Annotated in this window: 5 protein-coding genes, 1 tRNA gene and 1 pseudogene; 1 reads left to right on the top strand and 6 read right to left on the bottom strand. The window is 68.0% G+C overall.

Features of this window, described 5'->3' with window-relative positions; genetic code table 11:
- Positions 1–216: 216 nt before the first annotated feature.
- The 4 genes from AOK01_RS22870 to AOK01_RS22855 all read right to left on the bottom strand — a co-directional run bounded on the left by AOK01_RS22870 (position 217) and on the right by AOK01_RS22855 (position 3,010).
- On the bottom strand, positions 217–1,116 hold the full coding sequence (locus AOK01_RS22870) for an RNA polymerase sigma factor SigF (protein ID WP_055514653.1): 900 nt from the start codon (positions 1,114–1,116) through the stop codon (positions 217–219).
- Between the two features lie 244 nt (positions 1,117–1,360).
- Positions 1,361–2,227, bottom strand: coding sequence for an RNA polymerase sigma factor SigF (locus AOK01_RS22865; protein WP_055514655.1), 867 nt, complete (start codon positions 2,225–2,227; stop codon positions 1,361–1,363).
- A 259-nt stretch (positions 2,228–2,486) separates the two neighbouring features.
- A complete protein-coding gene (locus AOK01_RS22860; RefSeq protein ID WP_055514651.1) occupies positions 2,487–2,780 on the bottom strand; it encodes a Dabb family protein in 294 nt (97 codons plus the stop codon).
- 50 nt (positions 2,781–2,830) lie between these two features.
- A complete protein-coding gene (locus AOK01_RS22855; RefSeq protein WP_055514649.1) occupies positions 2,831–3,010 on the bottom strand; it encodes a hypothetical protein in 180 nt (59 codons plus the stop codon).
- 144 nt (positions 3,011–3,154) lie between these two features.
- On the opposite strand from AOK01_RS22855, the pseudogene AOK01_RS41540 reads away from it, so the two are divergent.
- A pseudogene (locus AOK01_RS41540) lies at positions 3,155–3,694 on the top strand (tyrosine-type recombinase/integrase); the annotation flags it as partial.
- Positions 3,695–3,841: 147 nt separating this feature from the next.
- On the opposite strand, the gene AOK01_RS22850 reads toward AOK01_RS41540, so the two are convergent.
- Both AOK01_RS22850 and tadA read right to left on the bottom strand, forming a co-directional pair.
- A tRNA-Ser gene (locus tag AOK01_RS22850) sits at positions 3,842–3,926 on the bottom strand.
- Positions 3,927–4,034: 108 nt separating this feature from the next.
- Positions 4,035–4,466, bottom strand: coding sequence for a tRNA adenosine(34) deaminase TadA (gene tadA / locus AOK01_RS22845; protein WP_055514647.1), 432 nt, complete (start codon positions 4,464–4,466; stop codon positions 4,035–4,037).
- Between the last annotated feature and the right edge of the window lie 98 nt (positions 4,467–4,564).

Genomic DNA, 4,564 nt, shown 5'->3' with positions numbered 1-4,564 from the left:
GCCGCCTGCGCAGGCGGCAAGTGCCGCCCCCAGACAGACCGCGGCCGCCGAGGCACCCCCCAGGGCACCTCGGCGACCACGTATCGACTGCTGTCCCACCCGTCGACGCATCGCGCCAGTGTGGCTGACGACCCGTCAATTTTGAAGCCTCGGGCAGCTTTGAAGTCCGGGGCGGTTGTGGGGTCCCCGGGCGGTTGCGAGGTCCCGGGTGGCCGGTCAGTCGGAGATGAGGCCTTCCCGCAACTGGGACAGCGTCCGCGTGAGCAGCCGGGAGACGTGCATCTGCGAGATGCCGACCTCCTCGCCGATCTGCGACTGCGTCATGTTGGCGAAGAAGCGGAGCATGATGATCTGCCGCTCGCGAGGCGGGAGTTTGGCGAGCAGCGGCTTCAGGGACTCGCGGTACTCGACGCCCTCCAGCGCCGTGTCCTCGTAGCCGAGGCGGTCCGCGAGAGAGCCCTCGCCGCCGTCGTCCTCGGGGGCCGGCGAGTCGAGGGACGACGCCGTGTAGGCGTTGCCCACCGCCAGGCCGTCGACCACATCCTCCTCGGACACGCCGAGCACGGTGGCGAGTTCGGCGACGGTCGGCGAGCGGTCCAGCTTCTGGGAGAGCTCGTCGCTGGCCCTGGTCAGCGCGAGCCGCAGCTCCTGGAGTCTGCGCGGCACCCGCACCGACCACGACGTGTCCCGGAAGAACCGCTTGATCTCACCCACGACGGTCGGCATCGCGAACGTCGGGAACTCCACGCCTCGTTCGCAGTCGAAGCGGTCGATCGCCTTGATCAGGCCGATGGTGCCGACCTGGACGATGTCCTCCATCGGTTCGTTGCGCGACCGGAAACGGGCGGCCGCGTAACGCACCAGCGGGAGGTTGAGCTCGATGAGGGTGTCTCGAACATAGGCGTGCTCGGGGCTGTTCTCGTCGAGTGCGGCGAGCCGCAGGAACAGGGAGCGGGACAGGGTGCGGGTGTCGATCGCTTCCGAGGTCGGGGGGAAGGCCGGGGCTGGCGCGGCTGGGACGGCCGGTACCTCGACAACGACACTGTGAAGCACGTCGGGCGCGGATTCGCTCTTTTCGAGCGTGAGCACCTTCGAGCTGCCCTGTTCTGCGGACATGCCACCCCCTTTGGGTCGCGGACGGTCGCGGCGGACGCTCCCGTCGAAGGGAAGCAGCCTCCACCTGAATACCGGAGGCGAGGCTGCGGCAAACGCGTCACCGGAAGAATGTCACATGTCGGCAACACGCTGTAGTGACATGTCGACAGAGAGCGGGGGAATAGGCCCTGGAAAAGGGGGGTCTGACGGTTTTTGGACGTGGAAATGTCAGGAAAGGGTCTTGAGGGTGATTCGCTCCTGCGGGTTACGCCTCGATCCTGTTTGCGGACCGCAGCCGAGCGAAACTGCGGGCGAGCAGCCTCGACACATGCATCTGCGAGACACCGAGCTCCGCACTGATCTGCGACTGCGTCAGATTGCTGTAGTAGCGCAGCAGAAGGATGCGCTGCTCCCGTTCGGGGAGTTGGACGAGAAGGTGCCGTACGAGGTCCCGGTGCTCCACGCCGTCCAGTGCGGGGTCCTCGTAGCCGAGCCGGTCGAGCAGGCCCGGCAGTCCGTCGCCCTCCTGGGCGGCTTCCAGGGAGGTCGCGTGGTACGAGCGCCCGGCCTCGATGCAGGCCAGCACCTCGTCCTCGGTGATGCGCAGCCGTTCGGCGATCTCGCCGGTCGTGGGTGTGCGCCCGAACGCCGTCGTGAGGTCCTCGGTGGCGCTGTTCACCTGCACCCACAGCTCGTGCAGCCGGCGCGGTACGTGGACCGTGCGGACGTTGTCGCGGAAGTACCGCTTGATCTCGCCGACGACGGTGGGCATCGCGAAGGTGGGGAACTGCACGCCCCGGTCGGGGTCGAAGCGGTCGATGGCGTTGATCAGGCCGATGGTGCCGACCTGGACGACGTCCTCCATGGGCTCGTTGCGTGACCGGAAGCGGGCGGCGGCGTACCGCACGAGCGGGAGGTTCGCCTCGATCAGCGCGGTGCGGACCCGGCCGTGTTCGGGGGTGCCGGGTTCGAGGTCCTTGAGCTCGCCGAAGAGGACCTGGGTGAGGGCCCGGGTGTCGGCCCCGCGGCGGCGCTGCGGACCCGCCTCCTGGGAATCGCCCGGCTCGTCGAGCCGTTCGTGGGCCTGCGGCTTCTGCTGGGGAGGTGCTTGAGGCGCGGTACTGGCCGGCACGGTCAACTCCACCTCTGGGTCCGTCAACCCGTGAAAAACATAAGCACAAGTCCGAACGACGTCCGTCAGACACATGCGTCAACTCTTCGATCAAAAGCGGTCATAGCATCACAAGACATGTGCACTGTGTGCAAGCACCGCATGACTCCGTGTTGAGGACGGGGATCGGAAAGGGGAAGGGCATGAAACAACCCCCCGCCGTTGGGCGAGGGGCCGGTGGTGTGGGGTGGTGCGGGTGTGGGCCTGCGCGAGGCGCGGCTCAGAACTCGTAGTCGGCGATCACCCACGTGGCGAACTCACGCCACAGCGCGACGCCCGCCTGGTGCGCCGGGTGCTCGATGTACCGCTTGAGCGCGTCCGTGTCCTCGACCGCCGAGTTGATCGCGAAGTCGTACGCGATGGGGCGGTCGGTGATGTTCCACGCGCACTCCCAGAACTTCAGCTCGGGGATCCGCGCACCGAGCGCACGGAAGGCGGCGACGCCCTCGACGACGCGCGGGTCTTCCCGCTCGACACCTTCGTTGAGCTTGAAGAGGACCAGGTGGCGGATCACGTGCACTCCCAGGGCGACGGGGATACGGGGGACTCGCCGGCCTGACTTGGTCAGTCCTTGGCTCCGTGGGCGATCCAGGTCATGAAGTCACCGACGGCCTGAGCGGCGTTCGAGATGCCTTCGAAGCCTATCTGGACGTAGTCGGCCGCCTTGGCGGGGTCGGTGATGATCACGTACAGCACGAAGACGACGACTACGTAGACGGCGATCTTCTTCGAATTCACCGCCATCGCGGCCTCCCCCTGCGTCTGCTGTCTGCTGTCTGTGTCCTGGGGCCCGCTGCGCCTTTTGGGGCCTCCGCCACCGGCGGCGAGTGTAACCCCGGGCGGTTCATCTGACGATCTTTCTCGACTGAGCAAGGAATCACGAGATTCACCTTCCGTACCGCCCTCAATGAGGCGGTACGACGCGGCCACCTCGCACGCAATCCTGTACGGCTCGCCAAGGCACCCCGGGTGAGCGAAGAGGAGATCGAGCCGTACACCGTTGAAGAGGTGAAGCGGCTTCTGCGAGCCGCCGATGACCGCCGCAACTCCGCTCGCTGGGCCGTGGCACTGGCGCTCGGACTCCGGCAGGGAGAGGCTCTTGGGCTGAAGTGGACCGATGCGGACGCCGAACGCGGAGTGCTGATGGTGCGTCGGAGTTGTCGCCGCCCGCGCTACGCCCACGGATGCGGGAACCCCTGCGGTCGTAAGACCGGGTACTGCCCGCAGAGGCAGCGCACGAACCCGGAGACGGCAGACACAAAGTCCCGTGCCGGGCGTCGGGCAGTTGGCCTGCCTGCGCAGCTTGTAGGCATGCTGAGGGCTCACCGAGCGAAGCAGGATGCCGAACGCGCGGCGGCAGGGGAGAAGTGGGCGGATGAGGACTGGCTGTTCGCCACTCCGGACGGACGCGGCACCCCGCCCCGCACCGGCGCTGCGCTGGAGGTACAGGCGGCCCGAGGCTGCGGAGGGAGAAGATCTAGGTCCCCCTCCGTGATCACCTGCGAACTGAGACGGAAACTGAGACGGAGCAGCACGAAGGGCCCGGTCCAGTGGACCGGGCCCTTCGTCTACCTGCGGTAGCGGAGGGATTTGAACCCTCGGTGACTTGCGCCACACTCGCTTTCGAGGCGAGCTCCTTCGGCCGCTCGGACACGCTACCGAGAGAGATCCTAGCCCACGATGTGCCGTGCCCGGAAATCCGTATTCGGCGGTCGATCCGGCCGGGAAGCGGTGCGACGTGGCGAGGCGGGGTGAGACGTGCAGAGGCTCAGCGGCCGCGAAAGAACTCCGTGAGCAGCCGGGCGCACTCCTCGTCGAGCACACCGGCGACGACCTCGGGCCGGTGGTTGAGGCGGCGGTCGCGGACGACGTCCCAGAGGGAGCCGGCCGCGCCCGCCTTCTCGTCGCGGGCGCCGTAGACGACGCGGTCCAGGCGGGACTGGACGATCGCGCCGGCGCACATCGTGCAGGGTTCGAGGGTGACGACGAGCGTGCAGCCGGTGAGCCGCCACTCGCCGGTCCTCGCGGCAGCCCGACGGATCGCCAGTACCTCGGCATGGGCGGTCGGATCGCCGGCCGCCTCGCGTTCGTTGTGCCCGGTGGCGAGCACCGTCGTGCCGTCCGGAGACAGCACGACGGCGCCGACGGGTACGTCCTCGCCCCGACCGGCCAGTTCGGCCTCGTCCAGGGCGAGCCGCATCGCGGCCCGCCAGCGGTCGCGCAGGGGGTCCTGTTCCTGTTCCTCGTGAGCCTTCTGAGGTGACCGAGGTGGCTGAGGGCTCTGAGGGCTCTGAGGGC

The organism is Streptomyces aurantiacus, assembly GCF_001418335.1.
GTDB classification, from domain to species: domain Bacteria; phylum Actinomycetota; class Actinomycetes; order Streptomycetales; family Streptomycetaceae; genus Streptomyces; species Streptomyces aurantiacus.
The sequence above is the reverse complement of the archived record's forward strand: the minus strand, read 5'-3'. Positions and strand labels throughout refer to the sequence as shown.

Excerpts from the sequence above, each read along its gene's own strand:
- tadA (WP_055514647.1), bottom strand. The coding sequence starts at position 4,466 with ATGCGGCTCGCCCTGGACGAGGCCGAACTGGCCGGTCGGGGCGAGGAC.
- AOK01_RS22855 (WP_055514649.1), bottom strand. The coding sequence starts at position 3,010 with ATGGCGGTGAATTCGAAGAAGATCGCCGTCTACGTAGTCGTCGTCTTC.
- AOK01_RS22870 (WP_055514653.1), bottom strand. The coding sequence starts at position 1,116 with ATGTCCGCAGAACAGGGCAGCTCGAAGGTGCTCACGCTCGAAAAGAGC.